Genomic DNA, 25410 nt, shown 5'->3' on the forward strand with positions numbered 1-25410 from the left:
GCGAGGGCGACTTGCGTGTCGGTGTGGTCGGCGGCTTCTACGGCGGCGCCACCCCCCCCCCCCCCCCCCCCCCCCGGCACATACCCGAGGGGTACTCGGGAGGTCTTCCGGGTTACGCGGTGACCTGTGCGGTCACCAGGTCCGAGAAGGTGGTCAGCCGGGTGTAGACACCCGGGTAACCGGCCTCCGCGCACCCCTCGCCCCAGGAAGTGATCCCTGCCAGGACGCCCCCGATGAGCAGGGGACCGCCGCTGTCGCCCTGGCAGGTGTCCACGCCGCCGGACGTGTATCCGGCGCACACCATGTCGGACTGGACGAAGTCCGCACCGTAGGAGGAACGGCAGCTGGAGTCGGACACGACCGGCACGGTCGCGGTCCGCAGCTGGTTGGAGGAGCTGCCGTTCTCCGAGGTGGTCCCCCAGCCGAGGATCCGGGCCGTGGTCCCGGCCGCGTAGACGCTCGTCTGGGCGGAGGTGACGTACTTGGCCGTGGTGTACGGCATCGACGTCGACAAGGTCAGCACGGCCACGTCGTCACCGTTGGTGGCGTCCGTGTAGCCGGGGTTGATCCAGATCCTGCTGACCCGGCTCACCGTGCCGTTGGTGCCGTTGAGATAGGTCCGGCCCCCGACCACGCGGACGCTGCCCGTGGTCTCGCCGACCATGCAGTGCGCGGCCGTCACGACCTTCGTGGGCGCCACCAGGGTGCCGCCGCAGAACTGGTTCTGGGACGCGTCCGTGATCTGCATCGTGAACGGGTACGCGGTCGTCGTGGTGGTCGTACCGCCGACGATGGGCTGGGGCGCGGCGCTCGCCGTGGGGGAGGCGAGCAGCGCGGTCGCCGCGGCGGCGGCGGTGGCCACCAGGGTCGCGGCGGTCTTTCTCACACGTCTGGGCCCGAACATGAGTCTCCTCAGTGGGGGTTGCACCGGTGGGGGGTCGCGCGGGTGTCGGTGGGCGGTGTGCACGGGGAGGTCGCAGGACCGACCCCGTGTGCCCGGGCGAGCGGCACGCCCTTTACGCTAGGACCCGGAACCCACGGCCCCCAATGAGGGAACCCCCTAAGGGGCTGGGTGAGGGAAAACCCTCGGTCCGGTTCAGTTAACTAGGGGCCCGCTCAGCGCGCCCGTCGAGCCGCCGCCAATCGGACGATGTCGACCCGCGACCGGATCCCCAGTTTGCGGTACACCCGGGTCAGGGTCGCCTCCACCGTCTTCACGCTGATGAACAGCCGGGCCGCGATCTCCCGGTTGGTGGCCCCCTCCATGACCAGCGCGGCGACCTGACGCTCCATCGCGGCCAGCACCTCCAGCGCGGCCGGTGCCTCCGGCCGGTCCGGCACCGGGTCCGGCTCGGGAGCGGCGAGCGTGTCCTCCACCTGGCGCAGCCAGGGCAGCGCCCGGCAGCGCCGGAACATCCGGCCGGCCTCGTCGAAGGCCGCCGCCCCGGGCCCCCGGCCGCGCAGCCGGGCCAGCGCGAACGCGGCCCGCGCCTCCTCCAGTCCGTAGCCGAGCTTGCCCAGCCGGTCCTGAGCGGACGTCAGCTGGGCGACGGCGGCCTCCCGGTCGCCCCGGGCGGCGCGCACCAGCGCCTCGGACCGGTCCAGCACGGCGAGCACGCTCTCCCGGCCGAGCCGGAGCGCGTGCTCCCGGCTCACGTCGATGACGTCCTGCGCCTCGGCCACCTCACCGGTGCGGACCAGCGCCTCGGCCAGGTCCCCCTGCCAGCGGCCCCGGGCCGGGTCGGTGATGCCGAGGCCCAGCTCCAGGCTGCGCACCCGGCGCAGCGCGCGCACGGTGCCCGCCGGGTCCCCGGCCACCAGCTGCGCGTACCCGAGGGCGCCCAGCGCCCGGGAGAGGTACATCTGGTCGCCGTCCTCCTCGGCGTGCTGCACCGCCTCCCGGGCCAGCACCAGCGCGCGGTCCACGTCACCGCCGGAGGCCTCCGCGAGGGAGGTGAGCATCGCGGAGGCGGTCTCGCCGATGCCCGAGTCCCGGGCCAGCCGCAGGCTGTCGCGGGCCAGGTCCAGGGCGCGCCCGCAGTGCCCGGCGCGCAGCTCGGTCTCGGCGAGGCCGCGCAGGAAGTGCACCTCGCTCTCCACCGAGCCGCGCCGGCGCACCTCGCGCAGCAGCGCCGTCACGGTGGCCCGGGCCTCGGCGAGCTGGTCGCCCATCACCAGCCAGCGGAACCGGGCGCTGCCCGCCCCGTTGTGATGGCACGCCACCCGGGGGTCCTGGGGCTCGCGCAGGGCCCGCTTGATGGTGCGGGGTGCCTCCGGATGGCCCATCAGGGTCTCGGTCTGCGCCTGGAAGGCGAGGGCGAGCAGCTCGGTGCGCCGGTCCCGGCCGCGCGCGGCCAGCCCGGCGGCGTGCGCGGCGGCCTGCCGGGCCTCGGTGAAGTCGCCCTCCACGATCAGCGCCCGCCAGGCCAGCTGGTAGTGGACCAGGGCCAGCAGCCGGGGATCGTCGCCGGCGTCGGCGAGGGCCTGCGGGAAGACGGCGTCGACCTCGGTCATGGTGTGGCCGGCGGTGTCGATGACGATGATCCAGGCCCGTACCCGGTCGGCGGGCACACTCGCCCGGGTGAGCACCTCCCGGGCGATGTCCCGGGCCAGGTCGACCTCGCCGGCGGTGATCGCGTCCTCGGCGGCGGCGAGCCGGCGCTCCTCCGGGCCGGGGCTGCCGTCGGCGGGGGTGTGCCGGGCGGCGAGCAGCCCGAGCTGGGCGGCGACCGAAGGCGCCCCCCGGTCCCGGGCGAGGGCCGCGGCCCCGGCGAGCCGGGCGGCGACCTGCGGATCGGTGCCGGTGGTGGCCAGGGCGAGGTGCCGGGCCCGCTCTATCGGGTCGGAGGCGGCGGTGGACAGCGCCGCGTGCGCCGCCCGCCGCTCGTGCGCGGGTGCCTCCGCGTACAGCGCGGCGGAGATCAGCGGGTGCGCGAACCGTACGGCGGGCGCGTCGGGCTCGGTGGCCAGCAGCCCGAGTTCGGCGGCCTGGGCGCACTCGGCCTCGGCGTTCTCCCGGCCGGCCGCGCGCAGCAGCGCCGGGGTGGGACGGGCGCCGGCACTGGCCACCAGCAGGGTGCGGCGGGCCTCGACCGAGAGCAGGTCCAGTCGGCTGAGGACCAGGGCGCGCAGCGAGGTCGGCACCGGCAGCGGCTCGCCGGGCCGGGGCGGGGTGGGGCTGTCGGCGAGGGCGCGGCCCAGTTCCAGCGCGAACAGCGGGTTGCCGCCGCTGGTGCGGTGGATCTCGCGGACCGTGGAGCGGGGCAGTCCGCCGTGGCCGCGGTGGTCGAGCAGCTGGGCGACCTGGGCGCGGGTGAGCGGGCCGAGCCGGACGGCCAGGGTGCCCGGCGGACAGGAGCGCAGCTGACGGTCGTACTCCTGGCTCTCCTGGCCCTCCGTGCGCACCGCGCACAGCAGTTGCACCGGCGTGCCCTCCAGGCGCCGGGCGGCGAAGCCGAGGAGTTCGGCGCTGGCCGGGTCCAGCCACTGCAGGTCGTCGGCGACTATCAGGACCGGGCCGTCGGCGGCGAGCGCGCGCAGCGCGGAGAGCACCGCCAGGCGCAGCGCGAGACCGTCGCGCTGGAGGCTGGACTCGCCGCGGCCGGTGAGCGCCGACTCCAGGGCGGTGCGCTGGGCGGCGGGCAGCCGGGGGGAGACCTCGTCGAGGACCAGTCCGAGCAGATCGGCGAGGGCGAGGAACGGAAGATGGGATTCGGACTCCGTCGCCGAGCACCGCAACACCGTGCGCGCGGTGGCGCCGTATTCCTCGGCCAATGCCCGCAGCGCGGTCGATTTCCCTATTCCGGCGGGACCGTGGAGCAGCACACTGCCCCCCGAGGCGAGTTGCCCGTGGGCGCCGGCGAACAGCTCCTCGCGGCCGATGACCAGGTCGGGGCGGCACCTGGCAGACTCCTGGAAGTCCCGTCGCACGGTCACCGCTCCCCTCCTGTGTCGTGTCCGGGCCAAATTCTAGGCAACGATCCCTGAAATTCGGACGGAAGCCGTGGTGAGGGAAATAACAAACGGTCAAGTGGAGGGAAATGCAAAGCGGCGCCGGAGGAATGGGCGGGTTTCCCCGCCGTCTTCGGGCTAGGGCAGCAGTCCCGCCCCGCGGGCCGCGCTCACCGCCTCTCCTCGTGTGTGGGCGCCCAGCTTCCGCATCGCCGAACGCAGATAGCTCTTGACGGTTTCCGGGCCGATGCCCAGCCGCTCGGCCACCGCCGCGTTGGTGGCTCCCGCCGCCACCCAGGACAGCACGTCCAGCTCGCGTGGCGCCAGGGTCACGCCCCCGGCTCGCGGCGGCGTGGTGAGCAGCCCGCAGGCGGCGAGCAGTTCGGCCCGCAGCGCCGGGTCGGGGATCCGGGGCGCCAGCGCCCGCAGCGCCGCGTGCGCCTCGCGCACCTGTTCCCCGGCGGCGCCCGGACCGGCCGGGGCGGGCCCGGTCCGGGCCGCGGCCAGCAGGCCGCGCGCCTCGTCCCGCACCACCAGCGCCTGCTCCACGTCCCGCGCCGCCGACACCGCCGCGTCCAGCGTCCGGTCGCCCAGCGGCCGGGGCGAGCGCAGCGCGCCGTAGAGCACCCCGCGCACCCGGCGCCGCACCACCACCGGCACCGCGAGCACCGCGCGGATGCCCTCGGCGGCCACCGGGGCGTCGTACTCGTGGCTGATCTGCCGGGAACGCGAGTAGTCCGGCACCGCGCACGGCCGGGCCAGCGCCACCGCCTTGCCGCCCAGCCCGGTGCCGGAGGTCACCGCGAGCGAGCGCAGCGCCGGCGTGGCCGTGCCGCTCAGCTCGCTGATGCGGATGTGCGGCCGGCCGGGCTCGACCAGGCCGCCGAAGGCGACGGGCAGCCCCGTGGCGCGCCGCAGCCGGGCCAGCGCGCCGTGTATCTCCGCCGCCGCCACGGCCTCTGCTGCCACCTCGTCGCTCCTTCGGTGCGGTCCACCCCGTTCGGGGGTAGTGAGACCCGCATCACGGATTAGACGATGCCGGGGAGCCGCCCGGCAATGGTCCGGTACCGAGGAGGACGTGGATGACGCAGACCGAGACGTTCCGCAGGGCCCGGGACTTCCTGCTGGAGCACCGCGAGGACTACGCCACCGCCTACGAGGGCTTCCGCTGGCCCCGGCCCGGACACTTCAACTGGGCGCTGGACTGGTTCGACGTCATCGCCGAGGGCAACGACCGCACGGCGCTGCACATCGTCGAGGAGGACGGCAGCGAGACCCGGCTCTCCTTCGCCGAACTGTCCGAGCGCTCGAGCCGGGTGGCCCGGTGGCTGCGCGAGCGCGGGGTCGCCGCGGAGGACCGGATCCTCGTCATGCTCGGCAACCAGGCGGAGCTGTGGGAGACCGCGCTGGCCGCGATGAAGCTGCGCGCGGTCGTCATCCCGGCCACCCCGCTGCTCGGCCCGGCCGATCTGCGCGACCGGGTGGAGCGGGGCCGGGTGCGGCACGTGATCGTCCGGGCGGAGGACACCGCCAAGTTCGACGGCGTGCCCGGCACCTACACCCGGATCAGCGTCGGGGGCCTGCCGGAGGAGGGCTGGGAGCCGTACGAGGACGCCCGCGCGGCCCCCGCCGACTTCGTCCCGGACGGCCCGACCCTGGCCGACGACCCGCTGATGCTGTATTTCACCTCGGGCACGACCGCCCGCCCCAAGCTGGTCGAGCACACCCACACCTCGTACCCGATCGGCCACCTGGCCACCATGTACTGGATCGGGCTCCGGCCCGGCGACGTGCACCTGAACATCTCCTCGCCCGGCTGGGCCAAGCACGCCTGGTCCAACCTGTTCGCCCCGTGGAACGCCGAGGCGACCGTCTTCGTCGTCAACTACACCCGCTTCGACGCCACCCGGCTGATGGCCGAGATGGACCGCGCCGGCGTCACCACCTTCTGCGCCCCGCCGACCGTGTGGCGGATGCTCATCCAGGCAGACCTCACCCGGCTGCAGAACCCGCCCCGCGAGGCCGTGGCCGCCGGTGAACCGCTCAACCCCGAGGTCATCGAGCGGGTCCGGGGGGCCTGGGGGGTGACCATCCGGGACGGCTTCGGCCAGACCGAGACCGCCGTACAGGTCGCCAACACCCCCGGCCAGCCGCTGAAGACCGGTTCCATGGGCCGCCCCAGCCCCGGCTTCCGGGTGGAGCTCCTCGACCCGGTCTCCGGCGCGCCCGGGGCCGCCGAGGGCGAGATCGCCCTGGACCTGGCCGAGCGCCCGGCCGGCCTGATGACCGGCTACCACGGCGACCCGGACCGCACGGCCGAGGCCATGGCGGGCGGCTACTACCGCACGGGGGACATCGCGACCCGGGACGAGGAGGGGTACCTCACGTACATCGGGCGCAGCGACGACGTGTTCAAGTCCTCCGACTACAAGGTGAGTCCGTTCGAGCTGGAGAGCGCGCTGCTGGAGCACGAGGCGGTGGCCGAGGCGGCCGTGGTGCCCGCCCCGGACGAGCTGCGGCTCGCCGTGCCCAAGGCGTACGTCGTGCTCGCCGAGGGCTGGGAGCCCGGTCCCGGCACCGCGAAGGCCCTCTTCGAGCACTCCCGCGAGGTGCTCGCCCCCTACAAGCGCATCCGCAGGCTGGAGTTCGGCGCCCTGCCCAAGACCGTCTCCGGCAAGATCCGCCGGATCGAGCTGCGCGAGGCCACGGCCGCGGGCTCGTCCGCCGAGTACCGCGAGGAGGACTTCCGGTGACCGCGCCCGCCCAGGCCCCCGGGGCCGGGTCCCCGCACACCCACGGGCCCCGGCTCTCGTACGCCCACGGGACGGGGACCACCCCGCTGCTCGGCGACACCATCGGCGCCAACCTGGACCGGGCCGTCGCCGCCTGGCCGGACCGCGAGGCGCTCGTCGACGTGCCGTCGGGCCGGCGCTGGACCTACGCCGAGTTCGGCGCCGACGTCGACCGGCTGGCGCACGCGCTGCGCGCGAGCGGGGTCGCCAAGGGGGACCGGGTGGGCATCTGGGCGGTCAACCGCCCGGAGTGGGTGCTGGTCCAGTACGCCACCGCGCGGCTCGGCGCGATCATGGTGAACATCAATCCCGCGTACCGCACCCACGAGGTCGCCTACGTCCTCGAACAGGCCGGTGTGTCCTTCCTGTTCGCCTCCCTCGCACACAAGACGAGCGACTACCGCGCGATGGTCGAGGAGGTGCGGCCCGGGCTGCCCGGGCTGCGGGAGACGGTCTACTTCGGCGACCCGGGCTGGGACGCGCTGCTCGCGCGCGCCACCCCCGGGGCCGCGGCGGAGCCGTTCGAGGAGCCGTCCTGCGACGACCCCGTCAACATCCAGTACACGTCGGGCACCACGGGCTTCCCCAAGGGGGCCACCCTCTCCCACCACAACATCCTCAACAACGGCTACTTCGTGGGGGAGATGATCGCGTACACCGAACGGGACAGGATCTGCGTCCCGGTCCCCTTCTACCACTGTTTCGGCATGGTCATGGCCAATCTGGCCGCCACCTCCCACGGCGCGTGCCTGGTCATCCCGGGCCCCTCCTTCGACGCGAGGGCCACGCTGGAGGCGGTCGAGCGGGAGCGGTGCACGTCCCTGTACGGCGTCCCGACCATGTTCATCGCCGAACTGAACCTGCCGGACTTCGCGGACCACGACCTGTCCTCCCTGCGCACCGGCATCATGGCGGGCTCGCCCTGCCCGGTGGAGGTGATGAAACGGGTGGTCGCCGAGATGCACATGGAGCAGGTCTCCATCTGCTACGGCATGACGGAGACGTCACCGGTGTCGCTGCAGACGCGGATCGAGGACGACCTGGAGCACCGCACCGCCACCGTCGGCCGGGTGCTGCCCCACCTGGAGGTCAAGGTCGTCGACCCCGCCACCGGGGTGACCCTGCCCCGGGGGGCGGCGGGGGAGCTGTGCACCCGCGGGTACAGCGTGATGCTCGGTTACTGGAACGCGCCGGAGAAGACGGCCGAGGCGGTCGACGCCGGCCGCTGGATGCACACGGGGGACCTCGCGGTGATGCGCGAGGACGGGTACGTGGAGATCGTCGGCCGGATCAAGGACCTGATCATCCGGGGCGGCGAGAACGTCTACCCGCGCGAGGTCGAGGAGTTCCTCCACGCCCACCCCGGGATCCGGGACGTCCAGGTGGTCGGGGTGCCGCACGAGCGGTACGGCGAGGAGGTCCTCGCCTGCGTCGTCCCGAGCGACCCCGCGCGGCCGCTCACCCTCGCCGAGCTGAGGGACTTCTGTGCGGGCCGCCTCGCCCACTACAAGATCCCCAGCCGGCTCGAACTGCTCGACTCCTTCCCGATGACGGTGTCCGGGAAGGTGCGCAAGGTCGAGCTGCGGGAGACCTACGGAACCTGAGACGCCCCGCACCCCTCGGAGGGCCGCCCGTGCCGCACGGGCGGCCCTCCCGTGCTTTCCGGTGGCCGGACCGCTCTTGACGACCTTCCTCCACCCCCTTACATTGCTTCCAGATAGTAGAAGTTATATTCCGCAATACGGAAAAGATTGCGGAGATCGACATTCGGGAGACTGTGCTCACCGCGGGGCGCGACGGGAGTACGCATCCGAGAGGCCGAAGCAGGAGTACTCGATGGCTCGTATGACCGCTGCCCGTGCGGCAGTTGAGATCCTCAAGCGCGAGGGCGTCACCGACGCCTTCGGTGTGCCGGGCGCGGCGATCAACCCGTTCTACAAGGCCCTCCAGCAGGGCGGCGGCATCCACCACACCCTCGCCCGCCACGTCGAGGGCGCCTCGCACATGGCCGAGGGCTACACCCGTACCAAGCCGGGCAACATCGGCGTGTGCATCGGCACCTCCGGTCCGGCCGGCACCGACATGATCACCGGCCTGTACTCGGCCATCGGCGACTCCATCCCGATCCTGTGCATCACGGGCCAGGCGCCGACCAGCGTGATCCACAAAGAGGACTTCCAGGCCGTCGACATCGCCTCGATCGCCAAGCCGGTCACGAAGATGGCGGTGACCGTCCTGGAGGCCGCCCAGGTCCCCGGCGTCTTCCAGCAGGCCTTCCACCTGATGCGCTCCGGCCGGCCCGGCCCGGTCCTGATCGACCTGCCGATCGACGTGCAGCTCACCGAGATCGAGTTCGACCCGGAGACCTACGAGCCGCTGCCGGTCTACAAGCCCACCGCGACCCGCGCCCAGATCGAGAAGGCCCTCACCTTCCTCCTGGAGTCCGAGCGCCCGGTCATCGTGGCCGGCGGCGGCATCATCGGCGCCGACGCCAGCGACCTCTTGGTCGAGTTCGCCGAACTGACCCAGACCCCGGTCGTGCCGACCCTGATGGGCTGGGGCACGCTGCCCGACGACCACGAGCTGAACGCCGGCATGGTCGGCGTGCAGACCTCGCACCGGTACGGGAACGCCAACTTCCTGGCGTCCGACTTCGTCCTCGGCATCGGCAACCGCTGGGCCAACCGCCACACCGGCTACAAGCTCGACGTCTACCGCGAGGGCCGCAAGTTCGTCCACGTCGACATCGAGCCCACCCAGATCGGCAAGATCTTCCCGCCGGACTACGGCGTCGTCTCCGACGCGAAGGCCGCCCTGGAGCTGTTCGTCGAGGTGGCCAAGGAGCTGAAGGCGGCCGGCAGGCTGCCCGACCGCGGCGACTGGGTGGCCTCCACCCAGGAGCGCAAGGCCACCCTGCTGCGCCGTACGCACTTCGACAACGTGCCGATGAAGCCGCAGCGCGTGTACGAGGAGATGAACAAGGCCTTCGGCCCCGACACGCGCTACGTCACCACCATCGGCCTGTCCCAGATCGCCGGCGCGCAGATGCTGCACGTGTACAAGCCGCGCCACTGGATCAACTGCGGCCAGGCCGGCCCGCTCGGCTGGACCATCCCGGCCGCGATCGGCGTCGCCAAGGCCGACCCGGACTCCCCGGTCGTCGCGCTCTCCGGCGACTACGACTTCCAGTTCCTGATCGAGGAGCTGGCGGTCGCCGCGCAGCACAGGATCCCCTACGTCCACGTCCTGGTGAACAACGCCTACCTGGGCCTGATCCGCCAGGCGCAGATCGGCCTGGACATCAACTTCCAGGTCAACCTGGAGTTCGAGAACATCAACACGCCCGAGATCGGCGTCTACGGCGTGGACCACGTCAAGGTCGCCGAGGGGCTCGGCTGCAAGGCGATCCGGGTCACCGAGCCGGACCAGCTGGGCGCCGCCTTCGAGCAGGCCAAGAAGCTGGCCGCCGAGTACCGGGTGCCGGTCGTCGTCGAGGCGATCCTGGAGCGGATCACCAACATCTCGATGAGCCGCACCATGGACATCAGCGACATCAGCGAGTTCGAGGACCTGGCCACCGAGCCGGGCCACGCGCCGACCTCGATCAAGACGCTGAAGGTCTGACGCACGCAGCCAGGGGCGGCCCGCCCGGGGGGACGGGCCGCCCCTTCGCCATGCCCTCAGTCGAATCCGCCGCCCCCGGATCCCCCGCCGTAGTCGTGGCCGCCGCCGTGTTCGTACTCGGTGGACGAACCGCCGCCCTGGCCCCGGTCGTCGTCGTCCCAGCCGACCGGGGCCTCGCCGTACACGCCGTAAGTGTCGTACTCGTCATCGAAGTACCGGCGGTGCCCGGGCGCCCGGCCGAACGGGAAGCGGCCTTCGTCGGCGAGCGCGCCGCGGCCGGTGAGTCCGCCCCGGCGGGCGAAGTCCGGTGCGAGGACGGTCAGGGCCCGTTCGCCGTACAGCGCGACGGCGAGCAGCAGCTCCTCCTCGGGCAGGTCCCCGGGGCCCTGCGGCAGCGGCCGGCGCTCGCGCAGGACCGCCAGGGCCCGGCGGGCGGCCCGGGTGCGGCGGGGTGGCAGCGGGCGCAGCAGCCCCTCGGCCGTCAGCCCGGCCCGCAGCCGGGCGAGGGCCCGGCGCACCACGGCCCGGCCGGGCAGCTCCGACGGTCCGGCCGGGCGGTACAGGCCGGTGCGGACCGCCTTCTCCAGCGGGTGCCGGTACGGCCCCGCGCCGCCCGCCGCGGTCTTGCGCAGCGTGCCGGGCCGGCCCGCCTCGACGGCGCCGCGCAGGTGCAGGGCGAACACGGCGACGCTCACGGCGGCGCGGTCGCCCCCGCGCAGCAGCGCGACCGCGTACGGATCGGACGGAACGGCGACCGGCGTCGTGCGGCCCATGAGACACCCCCGAACGGGGCCCGCCGCCCCCGTGCAGGCGGGCCCCGTGTGCCGATACTGTGCCCGTCGCGAGCGGCCGTCGCGACCTCGTCGGCGCTGTTCAGAGCTTGATTTGAGGGTTGCGTAGCCCGTCTACGCCCCCTGTCGTAGACGGCGTGGCTAGAAGTCGTGTCCACTCATCCCGGGCCAGTCGTCCGGGCCGCCGCCCTGCCATTCGACCAGGTCGCTCACCTCCACCTCGATCCGGTCCAGGTCGGCCAGCCGGAGGATCTCCACCACGTCGTCCAGGTGCGAGGCGATCCCCAGCGTCACGTCCCCCTCGGTGACCCGCCGGGAGCCGTCCAGGGCGGGGGAGTGGACCACGATGTGCGGGTGCTGTGTCGGGTTGCCCATGCCTTCAGCGTGCTGCGGACACCGGGGAGGCGCACGCCGGGGACCGGCCCCGGACAGCGCGAAGCGCCCCCTCCGGACCGGAGGGGGCGCTTCGTTCCACCACGTGGTGGCCGTCCGACGGCGCGAGGCTGGGCGCGACAGGTCGATCGCGCCGCCGGACGGGGCCTGGGTTCCTCCGGCGGTGCGGCCGGAGGATGGGGCTGGGACCGCGGTGACGGCGACGGAGGCGGGCGTCCCCTCCCTCTGGTCGAGAGGGGAGCCCGGGTCTCCTTCACCACCGCACTGGCTCGCACGCCACCGCGGTCCTCGCCCTGCCCGCCGTACCCGGGTGATCACCCCTCATCCGGATCACCCGGGGCGGCGGGGTCTTCGCGTCCGGGGCACGACCTCCCCGTCACGTCCCGGACGCAGCCTTGGGACTCAGTCCTCGCGCAGGGCGCGGACCGCCTCCGCCACGCGCTTGCCGTACTCGGGGTCGGCGGCGTGGAAGTGGGCCAGGTTCTTCTCGATCACGTCGTCGCGGGAGACCTGCGAGAGGCCGCCGGCGATGTTCGCGACCAGGCGGGACTTCTCCTCGTCCGACATCAGCCGGTACAGCTCGCCGGCCTGGAAGAAGTCGTCGTCCTTGGTGTGCAGCGGAGCCACGTGGTTGCCCGTGTGACCGGCCACCGCGAGCGGGGCGGACAGCGGGCGGCCGGTCTCCACCGGGCCGTCGTAGGAGTTCGGCTCGTAGTTCTTGGCGTGCCGGCCCTGGCCGTTGACCGCCATGAAGCCGTCGCGGCCGTAGTTCTGCGCACCGCCCGGAACCGCCTTCGGGGCGTTCACGGCGAGCAGGGTGTGGTTGACGCCGAGGCGGTAGCGGTGGGCGTCCGCGTAGGCGAACAGCCGGCCCTGGAGCATCTTGTCCGGGGACGGGCCGATGCCGGGCACGAAGTTGTTCGGGGAGAACGCGGCCTGCTCGACCTCGGCGAACACGTTGTCCGGGTTGCGGTCGAGGACCAGGCGGCCCACGCGCTGGAGCGGGTAGTCCTTGTGCGGCCAGACCTTGGTCAGGTCGAACGGGTTGAAGCGGTAGTCCGCCGCCTCGGCCGCCGGCATGATCTGCACGTGCAGCGTCCAGGACGGGTGCACGCCCCGCTCGATCGCCTGGAGCAGGTCGGTCTGGTGCGAGTTGGGGTCCTTGCCCGCCAGCTCCTGCGCCTGCTCGGCGGACAGGCAGCGGATGCCCTGGTTCGTCTTGAAGTGGTACTTGACGAAGAAGGCCTCGCCCTTGGCGTTCGTCCACTGGTAGGTGTGCGAGCCGAAGCCGTCCATGTGGCGGTACGACGCCGGGATGCCGCGGTCGCCCATCAGCCAGGTCACCTGGTGCGTGGCCTCGGGGGAGTGCGCCCAGAAGTCCCAGACGTTGTCCGGCTCCTGCTTGCCGGTGAACGGGTCGCGCTTCTGCGAGTGGATGAAGTCGGGGAACTTCAGCGGGTCCTTGATGAAGAACACCGGGGTGTTGTTGCCGACGAGGTCGTAGTTGCCCTCCTCGGTGTAGAACTTCACCGCGAAGCCGCGCGGGTCGCGGACCGCGTCGGCACCGCCGAGGGAGTCGGCGACCGTGGAGAAGCGCACGAACACCTCGGTGCGCTTGCCGATCTCGGCGAGGAAGTCGGCGTGGGTGAAGCCGGTGACGTCGTCGGTCACCTCGAAGTGGCCGTAGGCGCCGGAACCGCGGGCGTGCACGACACGCTCCGGGATCCGCTCGCGGTTGAAGCGCGCGAGCTTCTCCAGGAGGTGCTGGTCCTGGATCAGGAGCGGGCCGCCGACGCCGGCGGAGGCGGAATTCTGGTTGTCGGCGACCGGTGCGCCGGACTCTGTCGTGAGCACGCGCTTCGACATCGTGGACCTTCCGTGCGGGTGTCAGCGGAAAACTGTTTCCGCTTTGTGGAGCCTAGGAGTGGGGTGAACTGAGCGTCAACACTTTGTTGAATTCGATTCCGGGCCGCGGCGCCGCCTGGGCGCGACAGGACAGGTGTCGGCGGCGCCGCGGCCCGGAAGTGCGAGGGGTCGTCAGACCTGGGCGCCGGACAGGCGCTCGACGGCCCGCAGCAGGGCCGAGTGGTCCAGGCCGCCGTCGCCCTGGGCGCGCAGGCTGGCGACCAGCTGGGCGACCACGGCGCCGACCGGCAGGGCCGCGCCGACGTTGCGGGCGGCGTCGGTGACGATGCCCATGTCCTTGTGGTGCAGGTCGATGCGGAACCCGGGCTTGAAGTCGCGGTTGAGGAAGTTGTCCTTCTTGCGCGTCAGCACGGTGGAGCCGGCCAGGCCGCCGTTGAGGACGTCCAGGGCGGCCTGGAGGTCCACGCCCGACTTCTCCAGGAAGACCACGGCCTCGGCGCACGCCTGGATGTTCACGGCGACGATCAGCTGGTTGGCGGCCTTCACGGTCTGGCCCGAGCCGTGCGGACCGCACAGCACGATGGTCTTGCCGAGGGCCTCGAAGACCGGCTTGGCCTCGTCGAAGTCGGCCCGCTCGCCGCCGACCATGATGGACAGCACCGCTTCGACGGCGCCGGCCTCACCGCCGGACACCGGGGCGTCCAGCACCCGGATGCCCTTGTCCTTGGCGGCCTTGGCGAGGTCCACCGAGGTCTGCGGGGTGATCGAGGACATGTCGATCAGCAGGGTGCCGGGCCGGGCGTTCTCCAGGATGCCGTCCGGGCCGTAGGCGATGGCCTCGACCTGCGGGGAGGCGGGCACCATCGTGATGACCACGTCGGCGTCGCGCACGGCCTCGGCGATCGAGCCGGCCGCGGCGCCGCCGGCGGCGGCCAGGCGGTCCAGCTTCTCCTTCTCCAGGGTGTAGCCGGTGACCTGGTAACCCGCCTTGATCAGGTTCTCGGACATGGGGGAGCCCATGATGCCGAGGCCGATCCACGCGATCTTGGGAAGGTTGCTCATGTTCAGGGTGCCTCTCTTGCTGCGGCGTACGTCTGTGAAGGGCGGCCGGTGCCGGGGGCCGACGGCTCAGCGGGCCGCGCGGGCCTCGCGCGGGAGCCAGTCGAACGCCTCGGCGCTCGGGCGGTCGCCCGGCTTGTACTCCAGGCCGACCCAGCCGTCGTAACCGGCCTTCCGCAGCCGGCCGAGCAGCTCCTCCAGGGGGAGCGAGCCGGTGCCGGGGGCGCCGCGGCCGGGGTTGTCGGCGATCTGCACGTGCCCGGTCTTCGCCGCGTGGGCGTCGATGACCGCGGGCAGGTCCTCACCGTTCATGGACAGGTGGTACAGGTCCATCAGGAACTTGGCGTTGCCGAGACCCGTCGCCGCGTTCACCTTGTCGACGACCTCGATCGCGGCCGGCGCCGACACCAGCGGGTACAGCGGCGATTCGGGCTTGTTCAGCGCCTCGATCAGCAGGATCGCGCCGATCCGGTGGGCCGCCCGGGCCGCGAGGACCAGGTTCTCCAGGGCGAGCGCGTCCTGCTCGGCCGGGTCCACGCCCTCGACCCGGTTGCCGTACAGCGCGTTGAGCGCCGTGCAGCCGAGGGAGGCCGCGAAGTCGGCGGCCACGTCGATGTTGGCGCGGAACCTCTCCGACTCCTCGCCCGGCAGCGACAGGGCGCCGCGGTCGGGGCCCGGCAGCTGACCGGCGTAGAAGTTCAGGCCCGTGAGCTTGACCCCCGCGTCCTCGATCGCCTTCTTCAGGGCGTCCAGCTCGGACCGGGGCGGGGTGGGGGAGTCGATCCAGGGCCACCACAGCTCGACCGCGGTGAAGCCCGCCGCGGCGGCGGCCGCGGGGCGCTCCAGGAGCGGGAGTTCCGTGAAGAGGATCGACAGGTTGACGTTGAAGCGCTGGTCTGCGGCGGTGCTCCACTCGAAACCTGGCATTCGGGCCGCGCTCCCTTCCGTGGGTCGAGATTCCGTATTACGGAAGTTCGTTTCTGCGTAATGGAAGATTGCCGTCGTGTGTCGCCGCTTGTCAAGGGGGGTCCGCGAGAGCCGTCCCCCGCGGCCGCCCCGCGCGTTAGGTTGAGCGCGTGCGATTGAGAGTGGAGTTCACGACCGAGCCCTTCGACCTGGAGGAGGCACCCGCGCACGCCCTGGTGGCGCGCGAGGTCATAGAGACGGCCGAGCTGGACGCCGTGGACGTCGGGCCCTTCGGCAACACCGCCGAGGGTGGCGCCGACCGCGTGCTCGGCGCGGTGGACACGCTGCTGCGCAAGGCCCTGCAGGCCGGTGCCACCCGGGTCTCGCTCCAGGTCAACGTGATCGGTGACGGAACCGGGGAGGGTGATAGGTGACCGGGGACGAGCCCTTCATCGCGGCGGTGAAGCCGCTGGTCGACGCCATGGGCGGGACGATGCTCCCGCCCGACGAGGCGGGCCCCGAGGACGTCGTCCTCGCCTGGGAGGGTGCCGACGTCGTCGCCGTGCGCCTGCCGCAGCTCGCCGACTCCCTCGACCACATCCTGGCCGCCATGGAGCGCAAGGAGGGCCGGCCGCTGGCCGACCTGGACCGCAGGGCCAAGCAGGAGGTCGTCCGGATCCTGGAGGCGCGCGGCGCGTTCTCCGTGCGGCACGGCGTGGAGACCGTGGCGGGCGCGCTCGGCGTCAGCCGCTTCACGGTCTACAACTACCTCAACCGCGAGAAGGGCGTCTGACCGGCCCGAACCGGGGGCGCAAGGGCCGTTCGGACCCCAACCCGGCTTGTTACGCGGAATTTTCAACAAAGTGTTGACGTGATGTTTCCGAGGGCGTTAGCTATCCGCAGCCCGTTCAGCACAACGGCCCGAAGCGGCCACGGAGGCTCCCGTGACGACGACTTCCACGCCCCCGGGTCTGGCCCGGTTCAACGATCTGGAGGAGCGCGAGGCCCTCGCCGCCCTCCACGAGGCGTGCGCCTCCACGGAGTGGGCCCGGCGACTGCTCGCCACCCGCCCCTACGCCACCCCGGAGGACCTCTACACCGCCAGCGACGCCGCCATGGCCGAGCTGACCGCCGCCGATCTGGCGGAGGCGATGGCCGGGCACCCGCCGATCGGGCGGCCCAAGCCCGGCGACCCGACCTCCGCCCGCGAACAGCGCGGCATGGCCGGTGCCTCCGAGGAGCTCAAGGCGGAGATGCTCGAACTCAACCTGTCCTACCAGGAGAAGTTCGGGCATGTCTTCCTCATCTGCGCCACCGGCCGGACCGGCGAGCAGATGCGCGACGCGGTCAAGGAGCGGATCGGCAACTCGCCCGAGCAGGAGCGGGAGATCGTCCGCACCGAGCTGGGCAAGATCAACCGCATCCGACTGGCCCGACTCGTCGAAGAGGACGCCTGAGACCATGAGCACCAGCACCACCGCCTCCGTGTCCACGCACATCCTGGACACCTCGATCGGCCGCCCCGCCGAGGGCGTCGCCGTCCGCCTCTCCGCCCGCTCGGGGCGCGAGGCGGACTGGCAGGCGCTCGGCGGCTCGGCGACCGACGCCGACGGCCGGTGCAAGGACCTGCCGGCCCTGCCGGAAGGGACCACCCACGTACGGCTGGACTTCGCGGTCGAGCCGTACTTCGAAAATTCTGCGAACAAGCAAGCCGATGCGCAGCAGGACGCCCCCGCGAACCGGGACAGCGGTGCCGTGTTCTTCCCCGAGGTGGCGATCACCTTCGCCGTGGTGCCCGGGGAGCACTACCACGTACCGCTGCTGCTCAACCCGTTCGGCTACTCCGTTTACCGAGGGAGCTAGCTACATGCCGACCATCCTGGGACAGAACCAGTACGGCAAGGCCGAGAACCGAGTCGTCAAGATCACGCGGGACGGCGCCACCCATCACATCAAGGACCTCAACGTCTCCATCGCACTGAGCGGCGACATGGAGGAGGTCCACTACTCGGGCTCCAACGCCAACGTCCTGCCGACCGACACCACCAAGAACACGGTGTTCGCGTTCGCCAAGGAGTACGGCATCGAGTCCGCCGAGCAGTTCGGCATCCACCTCGCCCGGCACTTCGTCACCAGCCAGGAGCCGATCCACCGGGCGCGCATCCGCATCGAGGAGTACGCCTGGGAGCGGATCGAGACCTCCGACGCCAACAGCAAGTTCATCGGCGCCGACGACGTCAAGCACTCCTTCGTCCGCAAGGGCCAGGAGGTCCGCCTCACCCAGATCACCTTCGACGGTGAGCAGTGGGAGGTCATCTCCGGGCTGAAGGACCTGGTCGTGATGAACTCGACCAACTCCGAGTTCTGGGGCTACGTCAAGGACAAGTACACCACCCTCCAGGAGGCGTACGACCGCATCCTCGCCACCCAGGTCGCCGGCCGCTGGCGGTTCAACTGGACCGACGACGCGCAGAAGATGCCCAACTGGGAGAGGTCCTACGAGCAGGTGAAGAAGCACATGCTGCACGCCTTCGCCGAGACGTACTCCCTCTCGCTCCAGCAGACGATGTACCAGATGGGCTCGCGCATCATCAACAACCGCAGCGAGATCGACGAGGTCCGCTTCTCGCTGCCCAACAAGCACCACTTCCTCGTGGACCTGGAGCCGTTCGGTCTCAAGAACGACAACGAGGTCTACTTCGCCGCCGACCGTCCCTACGGCCTCATCGAGGCCACCATCCTGCGGGACGGCTGTGAGGCCCGTATCCCGGTCGACATGACCAACCTCTGACGCGGGACGCCCGCCCCCGGCCCGGCCTGACGGGCCGGGGGCGCGCTACACCGGAGGGAACAAAATGGCACAGCCTGCAAAGGGGCCGGCGAAAGCCCCGTGTTCCACCCCGCCGGTGCACATCGAGGACGCCGTCACGTCCGTGCACCCGGTGGACGAGAAGCTCCACCCCTCGCGGCTCGTCCCCGCCGCGCTCCAGCACATCGCCGCGATGTACGCAGGCGTTGTCACTCCTCCGCTCATCATCGGCCAGGCCTGCGGGCTCGACATCGCGGCCCGCACCCGGCTCATCGCCGCGAGCCTGCTCATCGCGGGCATCGCGACCATCCTGCAGACCATCGGCGTCAAGGGCTTCGTCGGCAACCGGCTGCCCTTCGTCAACGCCGCCTCCTCCGCCGGCATCGCCCCCATCCTCGCGATCGCCGAGACCAACGGCCAAGGGCACCAACTCCCCGCGATCTACGGCGCGGTAATGGTGGCGGGCGCCTTCTGCCTGGCCCTCGGCCCGTTCTTCGGCAGGCTGCTCCGCTTCTTCCCGCCCCTGGTCACCGGCGTGGTCATCACCCTGATCGGCGTCACGCTGATGCCCGTCCCGGTCGGCTGGGCCCAAGGCGGCGACAAGACCGCCGCCGACTTCGGCGACATGCGCTATCTGGCGCTCGCCGGGTTCACCCTCGTCGTCATCCTGCTGATCCAGCGCTTCGGCAGGGGCTTCGTCAAACAGGTCGCCCTGCTGTTCGGGCTGCTCATCGGCACCCTGGCCGCGATGCCCTTCGGCATGGCCGACTTCAGCGGCATCAAGTCCGCGCCCGTCGCCGCGCTGCCCGCCCCGTTCGCCTTCGGCGCACCGGAGTTCCAGCCCGCCGCCATCCTCTCGCTGTGCATCGTGATGCTGGTGCTGATGACCGAGTCCAGCGCCGGCATGCTCGCCCTCGGCGAGATCTGCGACCGCCGCGCCGACGCCCGGACCATCACCCGGGGCCTGCGCACCGACGGCCTCGCCACCCTGCTCGGGCCGGTCTTCGGCGGCTTCCCCACCTCCGCCTTCGCCCAGAACGTCGGCGTCGTCTCGCTCACCCGGGTACGCAGCCGGTACGTCGTCGCCGTCGCCGGCGGCAGCCTGATCGTCCTCGGCGCCTTCCCGGTCCTCGGCGCGGTCGTCTCCCTGGTCCCCATGCCGGTCCTCGGCGGCGCCGGCATCGTGCTCTTCGGCTCCATCGCCGTCAGCGGCATCCGGACGCTCTCCGAGGCGGGCCTGGACGACAGCTCCAACATCATCCTGGTGGCCGTGGCACTCGGCGCCGGCATCATCCCGCTGGCCGCGCCGACCTTCTACGCCGACTTCCCGGCCTGGGCGCAGACCGTCCTCGGCTCCGGCATCAGCGCGGGCGCGCTCGTCGCCGTCCTGCTGAACCTGTTCTTCCACCATCTCGGCACCCGGGGCCGGCAGCCGGCTCCGGCACTCAAATCCTCCTAGGGTCCTGCCGTGCCCTCCCCGTGGTACCCCCTGGGCCACGGGCCGCCACTGAAAGACAAGGAAGCACGATGGCACCATCGGCAGCCCAGCGCGTCGTCATCGAGAACTGTGCGATCGCCACCGTGGACGCGGGCGACACCGAGTACGCCTCCGGACACCTCGTCCTCGCCGGCAACCGGATCGAGGCGGTCGGTGCGGGCAAGGCCCCCGAGGGACTGGAGAACGTGGTGCGCCGGATCGACGGGCGCGGCCACCTGGCCACGCCCGGCCTGGTCAACACCCACCACCACTTCTACCAGTGGATCACCCGGGGCCTGGCCACCGACCACAACCTGTTCGACTGGCTGGTCGCGCTCTACCCGACCTGGGCGCGGATCGACGAGCGGATGACGTACGCGGCGGCGCGGGGATCGCTCGCCATGATGGCCCGCGGCGGGGTCACCACCGCCATGGACCACCACTACGTCTACCCGCACGGCTCCGGCGACCTGTCCGGGTCGATCATCCGGGCCGCCGCCGAGACCGGCGTGCGCTTCACGCTGGCCCGCGGCTCGATGGACCGCAGCGAGAAGGACGGCGGGCTGCCGCCGGACTTCGCCGTCGAGACCCTGGAGGGCGCGCTCGCCGCGACCGAGGAGACCGTCAAGAAGCACCACGACGCCTCCTTCGACGCGATGACCCAGGTGGCGGTCGCCCCCTGCTCCCCGTTCTCGGTGTCCACCGAACTCCTGCGCGAGGGCGCCGCACTGGCGCGCCGGCTGGGCGTACGGCTGCACACCCACGGCTCGGAGACGGTGGAGGAGGAGAAGTTCTGCCACGAGCTGTTCGGCATGGGCCCCACCGACTACTTCGAGTCCACCGGCTGGCTCGGCGAGGACGTGTGGATGGCGCACTGCGTCCACATGAACGACTCCGACATCGAGGCGTTCGCCCGCACCCGGACCGGTGTCGCCCACTGCCCGTCGTCCAACGCCCGCCTCGCCGCCGGCATCGCCCGCGTCCCCGACATGCTGAAGGCGGGCGTCCCCGTCGGCCTCGGCGTCGACGGCACCGCCTCCAACGAGTCCGGCGAACTCCACACCGAGCTGCGCAACGCCCTGCTGATCAACCGGCTCGGCGCGCACCGCGAGGCCGCGCTGAACGCCCGTCAGGCGCTGCGGCTCGGCACCCACGGCGGCGCCCGGGTCCTCGGCCGGGCCGACCAGATCGGCTCGCTGGAGCCCGGCAAGCTGGCCGACGTGGTGCTGTGGAAGATGGACACCCTCGCCCACGCCTCCATCGCCGACCCGGTGACCGCGCTGGTCTTCGGCGCGGCGGCCCCGGTCACCGCCTCCTTCGTCAACGGCCGGCAGATCGTCGAGGACGGCCGCCTGCTGACCGTCGACGAGGACGCCGTCGCCGTCAGCACCCGCGAAGAGGCCCAGCGCCTCGCCCGGATCGCCGCGCAGGGCTGACCGGCGCCTTCACCCAGGACTCCGGCCGGGAGGGACGGCTCCCGGCCGGGACCGTGGATCCGAGCGGGATCCACGGGACGCCGTCCCCGGGTCGCGTGCGCACGCGCGCCTCCCGGGGCCGGCCACCCCCACGCGCCCCTCGACGCTCCACCCACCCCCGCACCGCTCCACGCGCACACCGTCCACACGCGCACACCCCCACGTCGCCCCACACCCCACGCACTCGTCACCGCTCATCGAGCCACCCCCCGCGAGGTCCCGCACGACCGCCCGCACCACCTCCATGAAACCCACGTCGACGACGACGTGTCACCCGCCCGGAGGAGCCGCACGTGGCCGCCCATCCCGTAGACGAGAAACTCCCCGCCCTGAAAATGGCGACCAGCGGCCTGCAGCACGTGGCCGCCATGTACGCCGGTGTCGTCGCACCCCCGCTCATCGTCGGCGCGGCCATCGGCCTCAGCGCGACCGAGCTGACCTTCCTCACCGGTGCCTGCCTGTTCACCGCCGGCCTCGCCACCTTCCTCCAGACGCTCGGCATCTGGAAGATCGGCGCCCGGCTGCCCTTCGTCAACGGCGTCACCTTCGCCGGTGTCGCCCCCATGACCGCGATCGTGGCCTCCACGGAGGACAAATCCGACGCCCTGCCGGTCATCTTCGGCGCGGTCATCGTCGCCGGTCTCCTCGGCTTCGTCGCGGCACCCTTCTTCAGCAAGGCGATCCGCTTCTTCCCCCCGGTCGTCACCGGCTCCGTCATCACCCTGATCGGCGTCTCCCTGCTCCCCGTCGCCTTCGGCTGGGCCCAGGGCCCCAATCCGCAGGCCCACGACTACGGTTCGACCACCTACCTCACCCTGGCCGGCCTCACCCTGCTGATCGTGCTGCTGCTGCGCCGCTTCACGCGGGGCTTCGTCAAGCAGATCGCCGTGCTGATCGGCCTGGTCGCCGGCACGCTCCTCGCGATCCCGTTCGGCGTCACCGACTTCGGCCCGGTCGCCGACGCCGACGTGGTCGGCTTCCCCACCCCGTTCCACTTCGGCGCCCCGCAGTTCCAGCTCGCCGCGATCCTCTCGCTGTGCGTGGTCATGGTGGTCTCGATGACCGAGTCGACCGCCGACATGCTGGCCCTCGGCGAGATCGTCGAGCGCCCCGCCGACGAGAGGACCATCGCGGCCGGCCTGCGCGCCGACACCCTCGGCTCCGCGCTCAGCCCGCTGTTCAACGGCTTCATGTGCAGCGCCTTCGCCCAGAACATCGGCCTGGTCGCGATGACCCGGATCCGCAGCCGGTACGTCGTCGCGACCGGCGGCGGCTTCCTGGTCCTCATGGGCCTGTGTCCGATGGCCGCCTCGCTCATCGCGGTCGTGCCCCGGCCGGTCCTCGGCGGGGCCGGCATCGTGCTGTTCGGCTCGGTCGCCGCGAGCGGCATCCAGACCCTGGTCCGGGCCGGCCTGGACAAGGACAACAACGTGCTGATCGTGGCCGTGTCCCTCGCGGTCGGCATCATCCCGATCACCGCGCCGGAGTTCTACCACTCCTTCCCGGAGACCGCGAAGATCGTCCTGGACTCGGGCATCTCCACCGGCTGTGTCACGGCCGTGGTGCTCAACCTCCTCTTCAACCACCTCGGCAAGGGCCGCGAGGCCCAGGACGTCACCCATCCCATGGAGGCGGGGGAGGAGATCGCCGCCGTGCGCTGACCCCGGGCGCGGGGACCCGGCCGGCCGGGGGAGACGGGGCCACCGTCACCTCCGGCCCGGTCGTGTGCGCGGGTGGTCTACAGGCCGAACAGGGCGGGGTCCGCGGCCAGTTCCTTGAACACCGCGCGCGGGTCGGCGACCAGCTTGCGTTCCGTGAGGTTCATGAGGCCGCCCACCGCGGTGACCTCGGCGGCGAGCGTGCCGTCGGACTTGCGTATCTCCTGCCGCATCCGGAACGTCTTGCCCTCGCCCCACTCGAAGGCGCACGTCACGTCGACCTCGTCGCCGGCGAGCAGCTCCCGCCGGAAGCCGATGGTGGTCTCCAGTGCCACCGGGCCCACGCCCTGGCCCACGAGCCGGGCCTGGCTGATCCCGGCGGCCTGGAGCAGCGACCAGCGGGCGTGTTCGGCGTAGTTGAGGTATACCGCCTGGTTGAGGTGTCCCTGGGTGTCGGTCTCGTAGCCGCGGACGGTCACCCGGACGGAAAACGGTTCGGTCACTGCGCGTCCTTCTCGTGTGCGGTTCTGCGGACGACCGATCTTGACACGCCGGTCACACCCGGCGCGGCGAGGCCAGCAGATACCGGGCCCGCGTCCGGGGCTCGGTGTACTCGCCCGTCTGCCAGCCGGCCCCCTCCAGCGTCGCCGCGCAGGCCGCCAGCAGCGGGGCGTCCGGCGCGTACACCGCGACCGCCTCCGGCTGCGGGGTGGCCCGGACCCGGTACCCGTCCGCGTCCGCGCCCGCCGGAGGGTGTCCGGCCGCCTCCAGCGCGAGCGCGGCGGCCCGCACGAGATGCGTCCGCTCCCAGGCGCAGGGCCGGTCCACGGCGCCGTCCGGATGCGTCATCCGGCGCAGCTCCAGCAGCCCTTGCCAGGCGCTGTGCACCTCCCGCCGCCGGGCCGGGCCGGACACCGGCGGTTCCTCCTCGCCGCCGACCCGGGCCGTGAACACCCCGGTGTCCGGGGCGGCCTCCGCGGGCGGGCCGGGCTCCGCCTCCCGGACGCGATGCCCGGCCGGGGTGAGGAAGTGGTCGTGCGGCGGCCGGGGGTGCCGGAAGGCCAGGCCCCGCCTCACCAGCGCCGCGAGCTGGGCCGGCGTACCGCGCAGCCGCCCGGTCACCGGATCGGCCTCCTCGATCACCCGCCGCTGCGCGGCGGTCGGCGGTGGGGTCACGGGCTGCTCCTTCCGGCACCGCTCACTCGGGGGCCCCGCCCGCACGGACGGCCGCCCGGGCCCGTCACAGGCCCTGGCCGAAGCGTACGACCGGGGTCCGACAACGACCGGGGCGCGGCGGAACGTCACCCCGCCCGTACCGCGGCCCCGTTACTCCGGCGGCCGGATGTTCCAGCCCGCCACCACCGGGCGGCCGTGTTCCGTGCCGAGGCGGCACAGCGCGCCCGTGGCCAGCTGGAAGAGGGCACCGTGCCGGGGCGACAGGCCCAGTCGGCGGGCGGTGAGCACGCGGAGGAAGTGGCCGTGGGCGATCAGTACGACGACCCCCTCCGTGTTGCCGAGGGCGGCGTCGGCCTTGGCCAGCATCCGGTCGGCGCGCTCCCCGACCTGCTCCGGACTCTCGCCGGGACGGTCCGGGGGGCCCGGTGCCACACCGTCGGTGAAGAGGAACCAGCCGGGCCGGCTCCGCTGGATCTCCGGCGTGGTCACGCCCTCGTACCCGCCGTAGTCCCACTCGCACAGGTCGGCGTCGACCCGCGCGTCCGGGATGCCGATCAGCTCGGCGGTCTCCCGGGCCCGCTGGAGGGGGCTGACGAAGGCGGCCCCGATCCGGTGCGAGCGGATCAGCGGGACCAGCCGGCGCGCCTCGTCCCGCCCGTGCTCGGTCAGCGGTACGTCGGTCCGGCCGGTGTGCCGCCCGGACCGCGACCACTCGGTCTCCCCGTGCCGGACGATGAAGAGGTCACCCATGACGGCACGGTGTCACAGGGCCCCCGGCGCCCGCAGGACGGACTGCGCCAGACGGCGTTCCGCCGCGCCCGTCACCGTCAGCTCCCGGGCCCCGTGCGGTGCGGGGCGGCCATGGCGATGGTCTCCCCGCACGCGTCGAGCACGGCCGCCTTCCCGTGCGCGTCCGTGACCGGGACGACCGTGCCGCGGGTGTCGTGCGGCGCCCTGACGGCGGCCTCCCGCTGCCGTACGCACCAGGAGCTGTCCGCACCCGGTGTGCCGCGGCGGGTGTAGCGGAGGTCCACGGCGACGGCCGCGTCGCCGGGCAGCGCGACGGCCGCCGGGTGGCCGGCGCCGGCGCCCTCGACGCCGTCCGCCTTGCCGTGGTGGATCTCCAGGCTCGGGTACCCCGAGAACACACACGTGCCGGAGCCCTTGTTGACGGCGACGAGACGGGCCCCGGAGCGGTCGCCGCCCCGCCCCGTGCCGCCGTCGTCGTTGCCGTCGCCGTCGCCGTCGAGCAGCGACAGGGTCCAGGTGAGGGAGGCGGTGCGGCAGGGCGGTGCGGAGGCGTCCGGGCCGGCGGTCGTGGTGGTGCCGCAGGCCGTCAGCGCCAGGCCGGCCGCGAGCGTGAGAGCGGGGCCGGCCGTGCGTGCGGCGAGGCCGCCGGCCGGTCGGGTGGTGGCGGGCATCGTTCCCCCTGG

Annotated in this window: 23 protein-coding genes; 11 read left to right on the forward strand and 12 right to left on the reverse strand. The window is 72.5% G+C overall.

All coding sequences use genetic code 11. The features are described from left to right. Positions 1–112 precede the first annotated feature (112 nt). The 3 genes from ACZ63H_RS14935 to ACZ63H_RS14945 all read right to left on the reverse strand — a co-directional run bounded on the left by ACZ63H_RS14935 (position 113) and on the right by ACZ63H_RS14945 (position 4920). Complete coding sequence (locus ACZ63H_RS14935) at positions 113–904, reverse strand: S1 family peptidase (protein ID WP_469864955.1); 792 nt, start codon at positions 902–904, stop codon at positions 113–115. A gap of 212 nt (positions 905–1116) precedes the next feature. Continuing rightward, positions 1117–3936 (reverse strand): helix-turn-helix transcriptional regulator, encoded by a 2820-nt coding sequence (locus tag ACZ63H_RS14940; RefSeq protein ID WP_469864957.1) that lies wholly within the window; start codon positions 3934–3936, stop codon positions 1117–1119. Positions 3937–4089: 153 nt separating this feature from the next. After that, the gene (locus ACZ63H_RS14945) at positions 4090–4920 is read right to left on the reverse strand and encodes a helix-turn-helix transcriptional regulator (RefSeq protein ID WP_469864959.1); all 831 of its coding nucleotides are present in this window, start codon (positions 4918–4920) and stop codon (positions 4090–4092) included. A gap of 113 nt (positions 4921–5033) precedes the next feature. Here ACZ63H_RS14945 and ACZ63H_RS14950 point away from each other — a divergent pair, with 113 nt between their 5' ends. The 3 genes from ACZ63H_RS14950 (at position 5034) to gcl (ending at position 10367) form a co-directional block, all read left to right on the forward strand. After that, positions 5034–6704, forward strand: coding sequence for an AMP-binding protein (locus ACZ63H_RS14950; RefSeq protein WP_469864961.1), 1671 nt, complete (start codon positions 5034–5036; stop codon positions 6702–6704). Continuing rightward, on the forward strand, positions 6701–8347 hold the full coding sequence (locus ACZ63H_RS14955; RefSeq protein WP_469864963.1) for an AMP-binding protein: 1647 nt from the start codon (positions 6701–6703) through the stop codon (positions 8345–8347). The genes ACZ63H_RS14950 and ACZ63H_RS14955 overlap by 4 nt, the downstream gene beginning before the upstream one ends. Positions 8348–8579: 232 nt before the next feature. Further along, positions 8580–10367, forward strand: coding sequence for a glyoxylate carboligase (gcl, locus tag ACZ63H_RS14960; protein WP_469864965.1), 1788 nt, complete (start codon positions 8580–8582; stop codon positions 10365–10367). A gap of 56 nt (positions 10368–10423) precedes the next feature. Here gcl and ACZ63H_RS14965 read toward each other — a convergent pair whose 3' ends face one another. The 5 genes from ACZ63H_RS14965 to ACZ63H_RS14985 all read right to left on the reverse strand — a co-directional run bounded on the left by ACZ63H_RS14965 (position 10424) and on the right by ACZ63H_RS14985 (position 15403). Beyond that, positions 10424–11140, reverse strand: a complete 717-nt coding sequence (locus ACZ63H_RS14965) for a TIGR04222 domain-containing membrane protein (protein ID WP_469864967.1) — start codon at positions 11138–11140, stop codon at positions 10424–10426. Positions 11141–11299: 159 nt separating this feature from the next. Continuing rightward, entirely contained in the window at positions 11300–11533 is a 234-nt protein-coding gene (locus tag ACZ63H_RS14970) for a hypothetical protein (protein WP_467939815.1), read from the reverse strand. A 420-nt stretch (positions 11534–11953) separates the two neighbouring features. Further along, positions 11954–13417: a catalase gene (locus tag ACZ63H_RS14975; RefSeq protein ID WP_469864969.1), complete on the reverse strand. Its 1464-nt coding sequence runs from the start codon at positions 13415–13417 to the stop codon at positions 11954–11956. A gap of 171 nt (positions 13418–13588) precedes the next feature. Beyond that, a complete protein-coding gene (locus ACZ63H_RS14980; RefSeq protein ID WP_469864971.1) occupies positions 13589–14479 on the reverse strand; it encodes a 2-hydroxy-3-oxopropionate reductase in 891 nt (296 codons plus the stop codon). 66 nt (positions 14480–14545) lie between these two features. Next, a complete protein-coding gene (locus ACZ63H_RS14985) occupies positions 14546–15403 on the reverse strand; it encodes a TIM barrel protein (protein ID WP_469864973.1) in 858 nt (285 codons plus the stop codon). Positions 15404–15552: 149 nt separating this feature from the next. Between ACZ63H_RS14985 and ACZ63H_RS14990 the strand changes: the two genes are divergently transcribed. From ACZ63H_RS14990 to ACZ63H_RS15025, 8 genes are all read left to right on the forward strand, one after another. Further along, positions 15553–15816 (forward strand): YkoF family thiamine-binding protein, encoded by a 264-nt coding sequence (locus ACZ63H_RS14990; protein WP_469864975.1) that lies wholly within the window; start codon positions 15553–15555, stop codon positions 15814–15816. Between the two features lie 47 nt (positions 15817–15863). After that, positions 15864–16175 carry a helix-turn-helix domain-containing protein gene (locus tag ACZ63H_RS14995; protein WP_469865119.1) on the forward strand — a complete coding sequence of 104 codons (312 nt, stop codon included), beginning with the start codon at positions 15864–15866 and terminating at the stop codon, positions 16173–16175. Between the two features lie 151 nt (positions 16176–16326). Continuing rightward, the gene (gene uraD, locus ACZ63H_RS15000) at positions 16327–16839 is read left to right on the forward strand and encodes a 2-oxo-4-hydroxy-4-carboxy-5-ureidoimidazoline decarboxylase (RefSeq protein WP_469864977.1); all 513 of its coding nucleotides are present in this window, start codon (positions 16327–16329) and stop codon (positions 16837–16839) included. 4 nt (positions 16840–16843) lie between these two features. Beyond that, positions 16844–17245 carry a hydroxyisourate hydrolase gene (gene uraH / locus ACZ63H_RS15005; protein ID WP_469864979.1) on the forward strand — a complete coding sequence of 134 codons (402 nt, stop codon included), beginning with the start codon at positions 16844–16846 and terminating at the stop codon, positions 17243–17245. A gap of 4 nt (positions 17246–17249) precedes the next feature. Beyond that, positions 17250–18173, forward strand: a complete 924-nt coding sequence (pucL, locus tag ACZ63H_RS15010) for a factor-independent urate hydroxylase (RefSeq protein WP_469864981.1) — start codon at positions 17250–17252, stop codon at positions 18171–18173. Positions 18174–18237: 64 nt separating this feature from the next. Then, on the forward strand, positions 18238–19650 hold the full coding sequence (locus ACZ63H_RS15015; RefSeq protein WP_469864983.1) for a nucleobase:cation symporter-2 family protein: 1413 nt from the start codon (positions 18238–18240) through the stop codon (positions 19648–19650). Between the two features lie 68 nt (positions 19651–19718). After that, positions 19719–21104, forward strand: coding sequence for an 8-oxoguanine deaminase (locus ACZ63H_RS15020; protein WP_469864985.1), 1386 nt, complete (start codon positions 19719–19721; stop codon positions 21102–21104). Between the two features lie 332 nt (positions 21105–21436). Next, a complete protein-coding gene (locus ACZ63H_RS15025; protein WP_469864987.1) occupies positions 21437–22804 on the forward strand; it encodes a nucleobase:cation symporter-2 family protein in 1368 nt (455 codons plus the stop codon). Between the two features lie 77 nt (positions 22805–22881). Here the strand turns inward: ACZ63H_RS15025 and ACZ63H_RS15030 are convergent, their stop codons facing one another. From ACZ63H_RS15030 to ACZ63H_RS15045, 4 genes are all read right to left on the reverse strand, one after another. Then, positions 22882–23304, reverse strand: coding sequence for an acyl-CoA thioesterase (locus ACZ63H_RS15030; RefSeq protein ID WP_469864989.1), 423 nt, complete (start codon positions 23302–23304; stop codon positions 22882–22884). Positions 23305–23356: 52 nt separating this feature from the next. Beyond that, positions 23357–23977: a hypothetical protein gene (locus tag ACZ63H_RS15035; RefSeq protein WP_469864991.1), complete on the reverse strand. Its 621-nt coding sequence runs from the start codon at positions 23975–23977 to the stop codon at positions 23357–23359. A gap of 150 nt (positions 23978–24127) precedes the next feature. Further along, positions 24128–24727 (reverse strand): histidine phosphatase family protein, encoded by a 600-nt coding sequence (locus tag ACZ63H_RS15040; RefSeq protein ID WP_469864993.1) that lies wholly within the window; start codon positions 24725–24727, stop codon positions 24128–24130. 77 nt (positions 24728–24804) lie between these two features. Continuing rightward, positions 24805–25398, reverse strand: coding sequence for a DUF4232 domain-containing protein (locus ACZ63H_RS15045; protein WP_469864995.1), 594 nt, complete (start codon positions 25396–25398; stop codon positions 24805–24807). Between the last annotated feature and the right edge of the window lie 12 nt (positions 25399–25410).

The sequence above is a fragment of the Streptomyces sp. NPDC104831 genome (assembly GCF_055583025.1).